The organism is Sporosarcina luteola (genome assembly GCF_007991495.1).
Lineage (GTDB): Bacteria > Bacillota > Bacilli > Bacillales_A > Planococcaceae > Sporosarcina > Sporosarcina luteola.
Genome location: NZ_BJYL01000038.1, coordinates 1 through 15,067 on the forward strand (window position 1 = coordinate 1; position 15,067 = coordinate 15,067).

14 protein-coding genes are annotated in these 15,067 nt (G+C 43.2%); 10 read left to right on the top strand and 4 right to left on the bottom strand.

The features are described 5' to 3' along the window. Nucleotides 1-34 precede the first annotated feature (34 nt). Together SLU01_RS13905 and SLU01_RS13910 are read right to left on the bottom strand one after the other, a co-directional pair. Nucleotides 35-601, bottom strand: coding sequence for an NADPH-dependent FMN reductase (locus tag SLU01_RS13905; protein ID WP_147059364.1), 567 nt, complete (start codon nt 599-601; stop codon nt 35-37). Nucleotide 602: 1 nt separating this feature from the next. Beyond that, nucleotides 603-1,673 (bottom strand): LLM class flavin-dependent oxidoreductase, encoded by a 1,071-nt coding sequence (locus SLU01_RS13910; RefSeq protein ID WP_147059366.1) that lies wholly within the window; start codon nt 1,671-1,673, stop codon nt 603-605. 208 nt (nt 1,674-1,881) lie between these two features. Here SLU01_RS13910 and SLU01_RS13915 point away from each other — a divergent pair, with 208 nt between their 5' ends. The 9 genes from SLU01_RS13915 to SLU01_RS13950 all read left to right on the top strand — a co-directional run bounded on the left by SLU01_RS13915 (nt 1,882) and on the right by SLU01_RS13950 (nt 10,667). After that, complete coding sequence (locus SLU01_RS13915) at nt 1,882-3,291, top strand: SulP family inorganic anion transporter (RefSeq protein ID WP_147059368.1); 1,410 nt, start codon at nt 1,882-1,884, stop codon at nt 3,289-3,291. A gap of 14 nt (nt 3,292-3,305) precedes the next feature. Next, nucleotides 3,306-3,719, top strand: a complete 414-nt coding sequence (locus SLU01_RS13920) for a universal stress protein (protein WP_174842660.1) — start codon at nt 3,306-3,308, stop codon at nt 3,717-3,719. A gap of 495 nt (nt 3,720-4,214) precedes the next feature. After that, on the top strand, nt 4,215-5,009 hold the full coding sequence (locus tag SLU01_RS13925) for an SDR family NAD(P)-dependent oxidoreductase (RefSeq protein WP_147059372.1): 795 nt from the start codon (nt 4,215-4,217) through the stop codon (nt 5,007-5,009). 33 nt (nt 5,010-5,042) lie between these two features. Next, a complete protein-coding gene (locus SLU01_RS18395) occupies nt 5,043-5,732 on the top strand; it encodes an MFS transporter (RefSeq protein ID WP_308507739.1) in 690 nt (229 codons plus the stop codon). Nucleotides 5,733-5,747: 15 nt separating this feature from the next. Then, on the top strand, nt 5,748-6,311 hold the full coding sequence (locus SLU01_RS18400) for an MFS transporter (RefSeq protein ID WP_308507740.1): 564 nt from the start codon (nt 5,748-5,750) through the stop codon (nt 6,309-6,311). 32 nt (nt 6,312-6,343) lie between these two features. Then, nucleotides 6,344-7,093, top strand: a complete 750-nt coding sequence (locus SLU01_RS13935) for an SDR family NAD(P)-dependent oxidoreductase (RefSeq protein WP_147059374.1) — start codon at nt 6,344-6,346, stop codon at nt 7,091-7,093. Between the two features lie 13 nt (nt 7,094-7,106). Further along, nucleotides 7,107-7,841 carry an SDR family NAD(P)-dependent oxidoreductase gene (locus SLU01_RS13940; RefSeq protein WP_147059458.1) on the top strand — a complete coding sequence of 245 codons (735 nt, stop codon included), beginning with the start codon at nt 7,107-7,109 and terminating at the stop codon, nt 7,839-7,841. 112 nt (nt 7,842-7,953) lie between these two features. Next, entirely contained in the window at nt 7,954-8,367 is a 414-nt protein-coding gene (locus SLU01_RS13945) for a MarR family winged helix-turn-helix transcriptional regulator (RefSeq protein ID WP_147059376.1), read from the top strand. Between the two features lie 188 nt (nt 8,368-8,555). Next, nucleotides 8,556-10,667 carry an ATP-dependent Clp protease ATP-binding subunit gene (locus SLU01_RS13950; RefSeq protein ID WP_147059378.1) on the top strand — a complete coding sequence of 704 codons (2,112 nt, stop codon included), beginning with the start codon at nt 8,556-8,558 and terminating at the stop codon, nt 10,665-10,667. A gap of 144 nt (nt 10,668-10,811) precedes the next feature. On the opposite strand, the gene SLU01_RS13955 is transcribed toward SLU01_RS13950, so the two are convergent. Beyond that, on the bottom strand, nt 10,812-12,494 hold the full coding sequence (locus SLU01_RS13955; protein ID WP_147059380.1) for a M20/M25/M40 family metallo-hydrolase: 1,683 nt from the start codon (nt 12,492-12,494) through the stop codon (nt 10,812-10,814). 22 nt (nt 12,495-12,516) lie between these two features. Beyond that, nucleotides 12,517-13,881 carry an alanine/glycine:cation symporter family protein gene (locus SLU01_RS13960; protein ID WP_147059382.1) on the bottom strand — a complete coding sequence of 455 codons (1,365 nt, stop codon included), beginning with the start codon at nt 13,879-13,881 and terminating at the stop codon, nt 12,517-12,519. Between the two features lie 230 nt (nt 13,882-14,111). Here SLU01_RS13960 and SLU01_RS13965 point away from each other — a divergent pair, with 230 nt between their 5' ends. After that, complete coding sequence (locus SLU01_RS13965; RefSeq protein ID WP_170232720.1) at nt 14,112-14,849, top strand: IclR family transcriptional regulator; 738 nt, start codon at nt 14,112-14,114, stop codon at nt 14,847-14,849. Nucleotides 14,850-15,067: the final 218 nt, after the last annotated feature.

The following is a 15,067-nucleotide window of genomic DNA, read 5'->3' on the forward strand; positions in this document are numbered from 1 at the left end:
TCACTCCCTCCTACTCGATTGTGCTTGAAATCAATTAAAAATCATAAGAAGCGTCTCGATCTTCCCGCAGCTTTGTAAATGTTTCTGTTAATAAAACCGTATCCTCCACTAACCGTTCAAGGCGAAAGACCACATCATCGTTGACAATTTGTTTCTGGTGGAAATCTTTTTCCTCAATGAATACATACGTTTGAACAATTTGAGCTTTCATATAAGCTAAGATGGGTTTTAATTGTTGTTCTACGATTAAATAATGCTTTGAAGAACCTGCTGTGACAACCATGCTTACAACTTTATCGAGAAACGCATTTTGAGGAAGTAAATCGAAAATGTTTTTCAATGTGCCTGGAATGGATGCTTGGAAGATAGGAGTTCCAATAATAATCGCATCCGCATCCATTAACTGTTTTGTGACGAAGCCGGTATCGCCTTCGTATTCCAAGTAATTGCGTCCGTCGCTATATTGAATGTCGTAATCCGCTAAATCAATCAGTGTGAACTCTGCATCCGGGTATTTTCGAGCTATTTCTTCTGCTAAGTAATTCATTGCGGTTCTCGTTTTAGATCCAACAATTGAACCGGATAAACCAACGATTTTCATCTTATTTTCCCTCCCCGTTTTTCCTTGTGTATTTTCGGATGGCCGGTAAAATTTCCGTACCGATGATTTCGATATTGTTCGCTAATTTATCAAAAGGCATGCCGCCAAAATCCATTTGAGCCAGATAGCGTTGATGGCCAAAGACTTCGTGTTGGTGCAGAATTTTTTCAATGATTTCCGCTGGGCTGCCAACATTGATGACGCTGCGTGGATCAGCCGCTTGCGCAAATGCTTGTTTCGGGAACCCTTGTCCGTTCGTCAGTTTCATCCCTTCATTAATGAAAGGATACATCTCTCTCATTGCTTCTTGTGTCGTTTTCGCTGCGTAGAAAAAACCAGTTGTGCCGACAGGTAAAGTCGCCGGGTCAAAGCCATTGCTCGCTGCAACTTCCCGATACGCATCGATGGATCGCTTGAAAACGCTGGCAGGCCCACCTAAAGTAGCCAGCATCATTGGAGCACCGGCATAACCCGCCTTCATGGCACTTGCCGGAGTTCCGCCAACAGCGCGCCAAATAGGGAGTGACCCATTTTTAGGACGCGGCAGCACTTTGGCATTGCGTAAAGGTGCACGGAATTGGCCATTCCAATTCACTACTTCTTCTTTATTAATTTGAAGCAAAAGATCAAATTTCTCTTCGAATAAAGCCTCGTAATCACGAAGGTCATATCCCAATAATTCAAAAAGCCCTACACGGGAGGCGCGACCGGCAACAATTTCAGCACGGCCATCTGAGATTAAATCGATCGTCGCAAAATCTTCGTACACACGCACCGGATCAGATGTACTGAGAATCGTGGAAGAGCTTCCGATCCTAATCTTTTCGGTTGCTTGCGCAATGGCAGACAAAACAACTGTGTGTGCTTGCGTCGTAAAATACTCCTGGTGGCTTTCACCGACACTAAAGAAGTCAATGCCTGCTTGCTCAGCCAATTTAGCCAACTCGATGATTTCTTGGATTCGTTGTTGAGGAGAAATTCGCTCCCCGGTGTTCGGATTCGGGATATGATCCCCTAATGTATAAAGTCCAAATTCAAGCCCGTTATCCGGGTCAATTCGATATTCTTTCATATACGTTCAACCTGCTTTCATAAAAAAATACTTTCCCTGTTAGTATAGGTCAACCGTCATTGATATGCATGAATGGGAACCCGCCAAAACCACAGGTGCCTGCCACCGACGCAATTCAGAATTGTGTTGGTGACAGGCACCTTCTTTTTCAGTCTGTTATAATTGAAACGCTTTGAATTATCTATTGTAAATAAGAGGAGAACAACATATGCATACTTTTAAACAACAGTGGCTCGGAAATGTACGGGCCGATATTTTAGCGGGAATCGTTGTGGGACTTGCACTCATTCCTGAAGCATTGGCTTTTGCATTCATCGTTGGAGTAGATCCGCGTGTCGCGCTCTATGCTTCATTCACAATTGCCGTCATTACTTCGTTTGTCGGCGGTCGACCGGGTTTGATTTCCGCGGCAACCGGCGCGATGGCATTAGTCCTCGTCAACTTGATGGCGGATCATGGCTTGCAATATGTGTTAGCGGCCACAGTTTTGACTGGGATCATTCAATTAATACTCGGGGGACTTGGAGTTGCGAATTTAATGCGCTTCATCCCGAACTCCGTCATGCTCGGCTTCGTGAACGCGCTCGGCATTATGATCTTCATCACCCAGCTGCCTTACTTACGGGGAAATGACGCGATGACGTATCTTTTTGCAATCGCGACATTGGTTCTCGTTTACGCGGTTCCGCGTTTCTTCACGGCTATACCCGCACCACTTATTGCGATTGTCGTCATGACAGGCATTGCACTTATGAGCGGCGTATCGCTGCAATCAATCGGTGATTTAGGGAAGATGCCGAGCTCACTGCCAACGTTTTTCTTTCCTGATATTCCGCTGAATTTTGAAACGTTGAAAATCATCCTACCGTATTCATTGGCGTTATCCATTGTCGGTTTACTCGAATCATTGCTCACTTCCCAAGTGCTGGATGATATGACGGACACGCCGAGCAATAAAAACCAGGAAGCACGTGGACAAGGAATCGCCAACTTCTTCACAGGATTTTTTGGAGGAATGGCAGGATGTGCGTTAATTGGCCAATCGATGATCAATATTAAATCGGGTGGGCGGGGACGTCTTTCCACTTTCACAGCTGGTGTTTTTCTCATGTTTTTGATCATTGTTTTGGGAGATGTCGTCGTCAAAATTCCGATGCCGGTGCTTGCGGGCGTGATGATCATGGTCGCTGCGACAACCTTCAATTGGGGATCGTTCAAGTTCCTGAAACAAGCGCCGAAAACGGAATCGCTCGTGATGCTGATTACCGTCGCGATCATTTTATATACACATAACCTGGCAATTGGCGTCGTCGTCGGTGTTATCATGAGCTCGCTATTTTTTGTCGCCAAAATATCTCGTGTGACTGTGACGAGTGATGCGGGCATATATAGAGTAAAAGGACCGTTATTTTTCGCATCTACGACTAAATTCATCCAGTCATTTAAAGATATAAAGGAAAAGGAAATCATTATCGACTTCGAAGATAGCCAGCTATGGGACGAATCTTCTGTTGGAGCGGTAGTGAAAGTGAAGCAGAAGCTTGAGGAAGAAGGGGGGGCAGTCACCATTCGAGGTCTCAATTCTTCAAGTGAGCAGCTGTACGGAAAGTTATTATAGAGGGAGGAATGAATATGAAGATCGCTGTAGCTATCGACGGGTCGGAAAATGCACTGCGTGCTGCGAAACATGCAATTACGCTCGCCCAATACTTCCCCGAAGCACAATTGGAAGTCATCTATGTAGCGGATTACAATAAAGCAAAAGACGAACGGCTCTTATCGCAAAGTGAGGAAAGTCTTCTGCTGAAACGAAAGCAAAAAATGGATCCCGTTTTGGAATTGGCTCATACTGTCGGCGTAAAGGTAAAAACAACAATGCTAAAAGGGAACCCGAGCCAGGAAATTATAAAATATGTGAACACCGAAGCGGTGGATCAACTCGTCATCGGCAGCCGGGGGTTAAATGCATTTCAGGAAATGGTGCTTGGCAGCGTCAGCCATAAAGTGATGAAGCACGTGGATTGCCCGGTTACAATAGTGAAGTGAAAAACAAGGTGCCTGCCACCAACGCAATTCTGAATTGTGTTGGTGGCAGGCACCTTGTTTTATTCAGATAATATATGACGGTTGTATACATTAAATGAGGACAGAGACTGTATTAGTAACTTGATGATTTTTTATTATATTTTATGAATCAAAATGAATTGCCATAAGCATAAGACATGTAGGTGTCAGCTTTAAGCTTGTTATAAGACACTTGGGTAAGTGAAAAGGTGTTCTATGCAAAATGACTCGATTTGTCAAGAGATAAGGCAGGATATTTCGCGTTAGAAAAAAATCCTGTCACAAAATAGTCTTTTTTAGTTGCTTTTCACCTGATAGTTTATTACTATTTTAACTGTACAATAATTAGTCATCTAATTGTTAGGCGGCATAAATGAATTTTGAGTGAATCGTCATCTTGAGTTTCATTTTTATTCAATTGATTTACAGGTTATTTATTTTTAGCTTCATAATACAATCGGGAAAGGAATGACAAGAATGGGCAGAGTAGAAAATAAGGTGGCGTTAGTAACGGGTGCAGCTTCAGGGATCGGCTTATCGTCAGCACGACTTTTAGCGAAAGAAGGTGCAAAGGTTGTTTTGGCGGATTTCAATGAGGAGGGCGCTAAAAACGCGGCGGAAGAGATTCGAGCACAAGGCGGGGAAGCAATCGGAATTTTCTTAGATGCAGGCGATGGAGAATCGGTTAAACATGCAGTAGAGCATACGGTTAATCACTATGGAAAAATCGACATCCTCTACAATAATGTCGGCTTGACGAATATCCGTAAAGATTTGGACATTGTAAATATCGATTTGGACGAATGGGATCGACTAATGAATGTTAACTTGAAAAGTGTCCTTATAGGTTGCAAGTATGCAATTCCACATATGATTGAAAACGGCGGCGGCTCAATTATTAACACCGCTTCTATGGCAGGCTTTTTCAGTGATGCAATTCGCGTTGCGTACGGCGCGTCGAAAGCTGGCGTCGTCAATATGACAAAATATACAGCGACACAATATGGAAAGCATAATATCCGATGTAATGCAGTAGCTCCTGGATTGATTTTGACACCGGCAGCGAAAAACAATATGTCTGAGGAATTATTAAACACCTTTGCGAAATACAATGCATTGCCTTATCACGGAGAAGCGGATGATATCGGAAACACTGTCCTATTCTTAGCATCGGACGAATCGAAGTTCATTACCGGACAAACGATTCAAGTTGAAGGTGGCCATTATCTTGCGAATCCTACAGTTCCAGACTTTAAGGAAATGTACAAATAATATATTCATCTAGATCAGAGAGGAAATACAACAATGAATCAGAAATCGAAATTTCATTACGCGTGGTGGATTTTAATTGCGCTTAGTATCATTGTCGGGGTAGGTAAAGGAGCTATTAATAATACGGCTGGACTTTTCCTGACGAGTGTAACGGAAGATCTTGGAATTGGTATGGGATCATTATCGCTTTACTTTAGTGTTTCAGCTGTTGTGACACTATTTTTCTTGCCGATTGGCGGAAAGCTAATGGCGAAATACGATACCCGCTTGATTCTTTCAATGGGAATTGTTTTACAGGCCGGCGCATTTGCGTTATTTGGTTTCATGAGTTCTGTATGGGGCTGGTATTTATTAGCGATCCCTTTGGCGGTTGGTGGCGTATTTATCACGGTTATTGCAGGACCAGTCATCATCAACCAATGGTTTAAAAAGAGCAATGGTTTGGCATTGGGCGTACTTAGTGCAGTTGGTGGCGGGATTGGTGCCATTTCACAGATCATTGCAGCAGCTTTGATTGGTGATTTCGGCTGGCGTTATGCATACATGATGGTTGGTGGCGTTGCAATCCTGATTGTAGTTCCGATTGTCATCTTGCTTATCAAACGTTCACCGCAGGCACATGGTGTTTTACCATACGGAGCGGAAGATGTGAATGTTGGGCAAGAAAATGTACAGGGAGTTAGTGCAGCTGAGGCTGGAATTGACATGGCAACAGCAAAATAATCGACTGCACTTTATATGTTAATCGTATTTTTCTTTTTCCTTACATCGATTGCCAGTTTCTCAATGCATATTCCGACATACTTGAAAAATCAAGGGTTTGATATTGCATTTGCTGGAAATATTATGGGTACTTATATGATTGGGGTTCTTATCGGATCACTTGTCTTAGGATTCTTAGTTGATAAATTAGGTTCTAAATATACAGCAATTCTTGCGATGATTGCTGGAATAATTGCAATCTGTTTGCTTCTGTTCGCGAATAAGAGTACGGCGATGATCACAATTGCAGTGGTTCTTTTCAGTTTGATCGGTTCCTCAATTGGTATTGTCGCGCCGGCATTAACTTCAACAATTTTTGGAAAGAAAGCCTATAGTGAGATTTATTCTACGGCATCTTTGGGACTTGCGATCTCATCCATTATTGCATTACCGGCTTACGGTTTTGTTTATGATGCGACTGGAAGCTATACAACGGTTTTATATGCGATCATGATTATGCTTGTCATTAATATTGGCTGTATATTTATTGCATTTAACAATAAAAAGAAATTAATCAAACAAGGTGCTTGGACGGATTGAGTATTGTAACTGTTGAAAAGGAGAGGTTTCGAATGAGATTACAAGGTAAAGTGGCAATTATTACAGGAAGTGCATCAGGGATCGGAAGAGGGATAGCTCTTGCGATGGCGAAAGAAGGCGCGCATATTGCCGTCGTTGATATCAATGAAGAAAAAGGGAAAGAAACAGTAAAAGAGTTGAACGAGCTTACAGAAAGTATGCTGTTCATCAAAGACATTTCGAAACCTGAAAACATCAATGAAATAGTACAAGCGGTCGTAGCGAAGTTTGGCAAATTGGATATACTCGTAAATAATGCGCACGCGTCCCGACAAGCTATGTTTGCTGAAACAACGATGGAAATGATTGACTTATCCTTTGGCACGGGCTTTTATCCGACATTCCATTTCATGCAAGCTGCGTATCCTGAGTTGAAGAAAACAAAAGGTAAAGTGATTAACTTCGCATCAGGTGCTGGTTTGGATGGTCAACCGACACAAGCATCTTACGCTGCGGCGAAAGAAGCGATCCGCGCGATTTCACGTGTGGCGGCAAACGAATGGGGTCCTGAAGGCATCAATGTAAACCTGATTTCACCGATCGCATTGACACCAGGCGTGGAAGCATGGGCTCAAAGTGCGCCGGATATGTATGAAGCGATGATCAACCGCATTCCGTTGCGACGTTTAGGCGATCCGGAAGGTGATATCGGGCGCACAGCAGTATTTTTGGCGAGCGACGATGCGAACTACATTACTGGACAAACAATCATGGTTGACGGCGGCTCTATCAAGTTACGATAAGGAGATGTTGAAAATGGGTAAATTGAACGGAAAAGTAGCGATTGTCACAGGTGGAGCTTCTGGTATCGGCGAAGGAATGGTTGATCTATTCCAAGCGGAAGGTGCAATTGTAATTGCAGCTGATATTAACGAAGAAGCATTACAACGTGCAAGTGAAAAGGAAAATGTGCATGGCATGAGGTTGAATGTAGCGTCCGATGAAGAGTGGGCTGCATTTGCAAAAGAAGTAAAAGAAAAATTTGGGCGCATCGATGTACTTGTAAACAACGCCGGCATTTCCTCTGAAAAACCGTATTCGGAAATTGGCATGGATGATTGGCAAAAAATGATGGCAATCAACAGCTTCGGTCCATTTGCGGGTATGAAGCATGTTGCGCCAATTATGGCAGAACAAAAGAGCGGTTCGATCGTTAATATTTCTTCATATACAGCACAAATCGGACAAGGGTTTAACCATTATTCTGCATCCAAAGGAGCTGTACGCGCGATTTCCAAGGCAGCAGCGACAACATTCGGACGTCTTGGAGTGCGTGTAAATGCGTTATTCCCTGGGATTATTGAAACACCTATGACTCAAAACTTAAGTGCATCAAAAGAACTGCTTGACCAACTCGTTCGCGCAACACCTTTGCAACGTCTTGGGAAACCGGCCGATATTGCCAACGCGGCTCTATTCCTGGCAAGTGATGATTCTTCTTATATTACAGGAGCGGAAATTGTCATCGACGGCGGCTTCTCTGCACAATAATTGAACATATATTATGTATGAACCCAAATTTGATTGAATTTGGGTTCATTTTCATATATATAGGGTTGTATATGGTAAAATAGATTTGCTTATTTAGAAAGTAGGGGGAAGAATGAAGGAAGAAACGATTTTTGACATCATACACAATATGGACAAGTTCACGAATAACTTGATCATTCAATGGAATAAAATCTTTAATGAAGAATTGGGCGTTTCCCACATACTCCTTCTTGGCCATTTAGCTTCGAAAGGGAAAAGCCGGCCATCTGATATTGCGAAAGTTCTTGGACTGACACCTCCCACTGTTACTCATTTATCAGAGAAACTGGTAAAAAAGAAACTTGCCGTGCGCTCGACTGATGAAGAAGACAGGCGCATCGTCTATTTAAGTATTACAGAAGCGGGCAAAGAAATTTTACAACGCGCAAACCTGGAAGGCCAAATATTGAGAAGAAATCTATTTGAAAAGCTAACAATTGAGGAACAGCAGCAAATGCTCCGTATTTATCAGAAATTGAATGAATAAGAACTATTTTAAGGTGCCTGCCACCAACACAATTCTGAATTGTGTTGGTAGCAGGCACTGTGTTTTTTCGCATCTTCAAGCATAAATCTTGAAAGTCAAAAAAGGTCAGTGTATAATAAAATCATAAGTCAAAGATAGTCAATGTCAAATCACATAAATGAATGAACCATATAAGGAGGAAATGATTTATGAAATGTCAACATTGTGGTAAAAACGAAGCAACAATGAGTCTTCGACTTCAAATGAATCAGCAACGCATGCAGTTGAATTTATGTCATACATGTTTTCAAGAGATTCAAGGACAAATGAAGATGCCATCATTTGGCAATGATGCAAATCAATTTTTCCAAGCGAACGGCAACCCTCAGGCCTATACACACGTTAAAGAAGTCGATGAAAATCAAGGAAGCGGTTTGTTAGATCAACTTGGTAAAAATCTTTCGCATGATGCCAAGGAAGGACGGATCGACCCGGTCATCGGCCGCAATCAAGAAGTGAAACGCGTCATTGAAACGTTAAATAGAAGAAACAAAAATAACCCGGTACTCATTGGGGAACCAGGTGTCGGTAAAACGGCGATTGCTGAAGGCCTCGCGGTGAAAATCCATGAAGGCGATGTCCCTGCAAAACTATTGAACAAACAAGTTTACGTGTTGGATGTAGCTTCCCTCGTTACGAATACTGGAATTCGCGGTCAATTTGAAGAGCGAATGAAGCAGTTAATTGAAGAAATTGAAAATCGGAAAGATGTCATCGTGTTCATTGATGAAATTCATCTTCTTGTCGGAGCAGGTTCAGCAGAAGGCTCCAAAATGGATGCAGGAAATATATTGAAACCGGCATTGGCTCGAGGCAGCATGCAGCTCATTGGAGCAACGACATTGAAGGAATATCGACAAATTGAAAAAGACGCTGCACTCGAACGCCGCTTCCAGCCGATCATTGTCAAAGAACCTTCTACAGAAGACGCCATCACCATTTTGCACGGTATTAAAGACCGTTATGAAGCTTTCCATGAAGTGCGTTATTCCGATGAAGCGATCCGAGCCTTCGTCATATTGTCACAACGCTATATCCAAGATCGGTTTTTACCAGATAAGGCGATTGATTTGATGGATGAAGTGGGAGCACGCTTGAATCTGAAACAGTCTTCTGCAGATGCGGAGACAATCGGACAACGGCTAGAAGACCTCGTCCAACGAAAAGAACAAGCTGCGGACATGGAAGACTATGAAAAGGCGGCAGCATTGCGCCACGAAGAAATTCAATTACGACAACAATTAGAGGAGGCCAAAGAAGGCGAAGCATCTCTCTATGAGGTGACTGTCGAAGACATCGAGATAGTTGTAGAAGAAAAAACAGGCATTCCGGTAACGAAACTGCAAGCATCCGAACAAGCAAAAATGAAAGACCTTGCAGACAATCTGGGTAAAAAAGTAATTGGACAAGCAGAGGCGGTTGAAAAGATCGCCAAAGCAATCCGCCGAAGCCGCGCCGGATTAAAATCAAAAACTCGTCCGATCGGATCGTTCTTATTCGTCGGTCCAACGGGTGTCGGTAAAACCGAAATCACTAAAGTGCTTGCAGAAGAGCTATTCGGTTCCCGCGACAATTTAATTCGGCTCGACATGAGTGAGTATATGGAGAAACATGCTGTCTCTAAAATTATCGGCTCTCCTCCAGGTTACGTAGGGCACGAAGAAGCGGGTCAATTAACGGAACAAGTCCGCCGCAACCCGTATTCGATTTTACTAGTAGACGAAATCGAAAAAGCGCACCCGGACGTTCAACATATGTTCCTTCAAATTATGGAAGACGGCCGATTGACAGATTCCCAAGGCCGGACAGTCAGCTTCAAAGACACGGTTATCATTATGACAAGTAATGCGGGAACAGGGGAGAAAAAAGTAAGTGTCGGGTTTAATCAAACCGTACATGAATCTGTCTCCATGCTTGAGTCGCTGGGTAACTACTTTAAACCTGAATTCCTCAACCGTTTCGACGCGATTGTCTCGTTCAATGAATTGACAGAAGACCATTTACTTGAAATTGTCGATTTGATGCTCGTCGATTTGGAAGAAGCGATTGAAGAAAAAAGCATTGCAATTTCAATCACTCTTGAAGCGAAACGGGAATTAGTGAAATTAGGCTACGACAAACGTTTTGGAGCACGACCACTTCGCAGAGTGATCCAAGACAAAATCGAAGATCCATTAACGGATCTCATTTTGGAAGCGGACCATATCGAAAAAGTTCGAGTGGACGTTGTCGATGAAGAGATTGTCGTATGCAAAGCGTAATGACATCAATGCCGGTTGCACTTGGATAGGACAACTTGTAACAGTGCAATAGCAAAGAAGAACCCCTTCATAGCCGTGAAAAGGCGTGAAGGGGTTTTGCTGTTGTTTCAAACAGTTGGTCAAATAGGAGCCGTTTATATACTTTTACACTAATTCTAACGACTGATCCTCAGATGCTTCTTCGAGCATACGCATGGTTGTTTTGCGGATCAATAAAGGCAAAACACCGAATGAGTACGGTTTATAGACACGTTCCGTCCATTTATGGCCGTCTTTTCCGTAGACACCCATATTTACGGATGGGATGTTCAATTTTTGAATGGTATGGAATGGAATAGTGTAAATGTTGTCCCATTCCGGCAAGTTGTGAACAAGTGGCGTCAGTTCTTCCTCTGTCTCATGGATCGATAGAAAACTGCCATCTGCCAAATAAGGGAAGAATTTTTTTAACTGAAAACACTCGTCTGTCAGTTCACTCATTTCTTTCAGCACTTCCGCAATAGAAGATTGAATCTTTGTATCACGTGATACATCCGTCTTCAAATAATTATGCGGAAGGAATGGCGGTGCGAAGAATAAAATGACCCGAGCTTTCTTTTCAGGATCGGCTTCTTGCAAGGCGCTGACGATAGAGAAACTGACATCTCGTAAATCGCCAGACTTCTTTGCAAGCGCTTCGTCGATAATCGATTTGACATTGACGCCACGCTGAATCAAATATTGTAAGTACTCATCGTACGTCGTCACATCAATTTTCCATGACAAATCTCGGGAAGGCAATCCGGTGAACTCAATGTATTCTTCGAACTGTTGCTGCAAGTAATGCTCGGTTTCCTCGCATACCTCTCTTGCTTCATGCAACAATTTCCCGAGTATTTGCTTGGGAGAATCTTCATAGACGAAATAGTTAAAGTAAAGATGACTGCTAATCGCCGTTTGAACCGTATAAAGCTCTTTCGTATCGCGTTGTTGTAGACAAGTCGGCGGCAGGACAAGCTCCCCGGGAATTTTTTCCGCAAGGGCATACCGATTATGGATCCGTTCCGTCAATTTGGCAGCAACGAAATTCGGATCAATACCTGATAGTGTGTCACCAACATGTACTTCCTTGCCATAAATATGGAAGCAAGGAAGGATCTTGCCTGCGGCTCCTGTGTAAATATATCGGTTCGGATCGCCGTCATACAATGGAGTGATGAAATCAGTATTAATAGCGGTGACAAAATCAAGGCCCAGTTCCGCTTGAAGTCGATTTAATTCGGAAAGGGCACCGATAATGCCACGGTGTTCGCTTTCTTCATCCCCATTGCAAAGCAGGAGGACATTGCCAGTCAGTTCTTCTGGATGTTCTGTAAAGTATAGAATATTTGCGATATGGACAGCTGCACCACTTTTCATGTCTACAGAGCCACGTCCAAACATCCAGTCGCCAGAAAGTGCCTCCTGTTGAATTACTGGATCATTTTCATATCCACGGAAAAAGTCTTCCATTGCATCCGTAGAAAAAGCATCCTTTTTCAAAGGCCCGAAATCTTCGACAGCAACCGTATCAATATGAGAATGGAATAAGACGGTTTGCTTTGAGTGTTTTTGGCCTTTTACTAAAGCGAAGACATTTTGACGGCCGACCGGATCGCTTTCAATCGTCTGGAGCCAGAGATGGTCTGGATGTTCTTCGAAATATGGGAAAGACCGAAGTATTCGATAGATCTCCTGAACAATCTCCACCTCACCAAGCGTCCCATTGATGCTATTAATGCTTACCAAATGACGAGTCAACATCTCGACCTGTTGCGATAATTCCAAATTTCTTAGCTGATTGTACATATCTCTTGCCTCCTTAATTGAATTATTTTTTTCGTTCGATCGGATAGAGATTCGTAAAATAGTCGTTCGTAATTTCTTTCACTTTACCGCTCAAGAATAGAACAGCAATGACGTTCGGAATGACGACTAAAGCAAGCAATAAATCGAGGAATTGCCAGATGAACTGCAATCCTCCGACTGCACCGACGATAATGGCGCCGATATAAATGAAGCGCATCACCTTGGAGAATGCTGTCCCGAAAAGGAACTCTGCCTGCTTTTCTCCATAGAAAATGATGATGACGATCGTGGTGATGACGAAAAGGAATAGCGTTGTTGAAACGATAGTCCCGGCAAGTGATGTACCGAATACCGGCACAAACGCTTCTGTCACCATGGATGAGGCATCATCCGGTGAAATAGTTTTCCAGACGCCGGACGTCAAGACGACAAGGGCAGTAATTGTGCAGACGACGAGTGTATCGACGATTACTTCGAACACACCCCAGAATCCTTGTTTCGCAGGATGATTCGTAATGGCTGCTGAATGGGCGATCGGCGCCGTTCCCATTCCAGCTTCATTAGAATAAAGCCCCCGGGCAAGTCCCCATCGAATGGCAGCCGCTACACCAGCACCGGCAAAACCGCCCGCTGCCGACATCGGCCGGAACGCATATTCAAAAATCAGTCCGAAGGCAGTTGGAAGTTCTTTTATATTCGCAAAAATAACAACAAGTGCAGCGGCAAGATAAATAACAACCATGAATGGAATCAACTTCTCCGATACTTTTCCGATTGTTTTAATTCCACCGTAAGTGACCAAGACAACAAGAAGTGCAACAAGAATGCCTGTTACAATAGGAGACAAGCCAAACGAACCTTTCATCGTTGTTGCGATGGAATTGGATTGCACCATCGTGCTTGCTACAATTTCAATCATAAGTGCAAATGCAAGGAAAGAAGCGACCTTTTTCCAGCCAAGTCCTTTTCGGATGTAATACATTGGGCCGCCAACATATTCACCGACCTCGTTTTTCTCCCGATAGTGCATTCCGAGAACCACTTCCGAATACTTGGTTCCAATTCCGATGAGCGCGACAAGCCACATCCAGAAAATTGCACCCGGTCCGCCGAGTGCGATAGCTACCGGTACCCCGACAATATTCGCTGCACCCATTGTTGAAGCAAGGGCACTTGCCGTCGCTTGAAAGGGAGTCAACGTACCGTTTCCTTCACTTTTTGAAAATATCTTGCCGAAAGTCTGTTTGATAATATGCGGGAAGTAGCGGAATTGGAAGAAACCAAGACGCACCGTCAAGAAAACGCCACCTCCGATGAGAATGACTATGATCGGTATCCCCCATATGAAATTTGAAATATCCCCAATGAACTTTGTGAACCCTTCCATTTCTCCCAACCTCTCTATTTATCTCTCTTTAGAAAGCGCTTTCACCTGTCGCATTAAAATTCCGTATTGTGGAATTTATTCTACATGGTGAAATGTTAATATTATTTTAAATCTGTCATTGAATGAATGTCAATCACTTTTTCTTTTATTTTGGGAAGGGTCTGATAATTAAAGATGCGAGGCTGGTCCACTATCTGCTACAATATGGGGAAGATGGGAGGCAAACGAAGATGATCCAATCGATAGACAGGGCCATGCTCATCATTGAAGTCATGTCGGACTCGCAAAAGGATAAATGGCTCCCCGCAGAATTGGCGGAGGAGACGGGGCTGCCGATCAGCACAGTGTATCGGTTGTTGCAATCACTTGAGTTGCATAATCTCGTTTCACAAATCGAACATACGAAGCAATATGAACTAGGCTATAAATGGGTGGAACTAGGCTTGAAAAAGTACGAGAAACTGGACATTCGTCAAGTAGCTCGGCCGATTCTCGAAAAACTGGCAAATGATGTAGAAGAAACCGTATACCTTAATACACCGAACGATGACGTATCTATTATCATAGAACGAATTGATAGTCCGCGGAATGTACGTATCATTGATAGTATTGGTGAACGCATACCGATGAACATCGGAGCTGCTAATAAAACGATGCTGGCATATTCGCCCCCCCATAATACGGATGCCTTGCTGCAACGGCTTATCCCGGAAGAGGCGGAGCGGGAACAATTTAAGCAACAATTGCGCTCGGTCAAACGGAAAGGATTTGCAATCAGCAGAGGCGAAAAAACGGAAGGGACACTAGCAGTCGGTGCGCCTATTTTTGATTTTGAAGGAACGGTGCTTGGGGCTATCAGTATCGAGGCACTCGCAATGCAAACAACTGAAGAACAATTGGATTACTTTATCGAAAAAGTAACCGAAGCTGCAGAAGAGATTTCTTCTGCGATGGGACAAGTAAAATAAACAGCAATGCATCGAAAACGCAGGAAGTGAGATTCCCTGCGTTTTATTTTTCTTCAAATACAATTTCAGTAGTCTCGATAAATTGCGGACTCATATACTCCGTTCGCAGAGACGGCAGGTTGCATTCAAATAAACAGGGAAGAAAAGCATTGGGAGTATGTTGATATATATAACAGAAAACCTTGAAACTTTTTCTCGAAAACTACGTCTGTACGGGG